This window comes from Actinoplanes sp. ATCC 53533 (genome assembly GCF_003947245.1).
In genome coordinates this window covers 1-646 of record NZ_QHHV01000654.1, presented here as the reverse complement: position 1 = coordinate 646, position 646 = coordinate 1, and the positions used below count along the sequence as shown (strand labels likewise).

At 67.6% G+C, this 646-nt stretch carries 2 protein-coding genes; one reads left to right on the top strand and one right to left on the bottom strand.

The genetic code is table 11. The features are described from left to right. Positions 1-362: GNAT family N-acetyltransferase (locus tag DMB66_RS60490; RefSeq protein ID WP_148113014.1), on the bottom strand; the 362-nt coding region annotated here is incomplete at its 3' end. 38 nt (positions 363-400) lie between these two features. Here DMB66_RS60490 and DMB66_RS60485 point away from each other — a divergent pair. Beyond that, positions 401-646 (top strand): helix-turn-helix domain-containing protein (locus DMB66_RS60485; protein WP_148113013.1); only part of this gene is annotated, 246 nt, incomplete at its 3' end.

Below are 646 nucleotides of genomic sequence, written 5' to 3'. Positions count from 1 at the left end.
ATCTTCGCCACCGCGGTGCGATACCCGCGTTCGATCAGCCGGGGCAGGAGAGCCTGGTAGAGCGCACGGCCGGCACCGGTGCGGCGGCGTCCGGTCTGCAGGTAGACGCTGACTTCGCAGGACCAGCGATACGCCGGACGGACGGCGAACGGCCCGGCGTAGGCATACCCGATGACTTCGCCAGCGTGCTCGGCCACCAGCCAGGCGTGCGAGCAGGTGGCCACCTCGATGCGACGGGCCATCTCCGCCGTTGTCGGCGGCTCGGTCTCGAACGTGATGGCGGTCTGCAGCACATAAGGCCGGTAGATGGTCGCGCATGCGGCGGCGTCGCCCTGGTCGGCGGCCCGAATCGTCAACGTCATGTCACTATAGTAGTTGCCACGTCTACTATAGTGAAGACATGCCGGACTCCCTGACCACGAACCTCGCAGCCACCCTGCACGCCACTCGGACCGACCGGGGCCTGTCGGTCAACGCTCTCGCCGAGCGTTCCGGTGTCTCCCGGGCGATGATCGCGAAGATCGAACGCGGCGATGTGCAACCGACCGCCGTCCTTCTGGGGCGCCTCACCGCTGCGCTCGGGCTCACCCTTTCCGAGCTGTTCTCCCGCACCGAGGTTGACACGCCGCGGTTGGCGCGAGTCGTG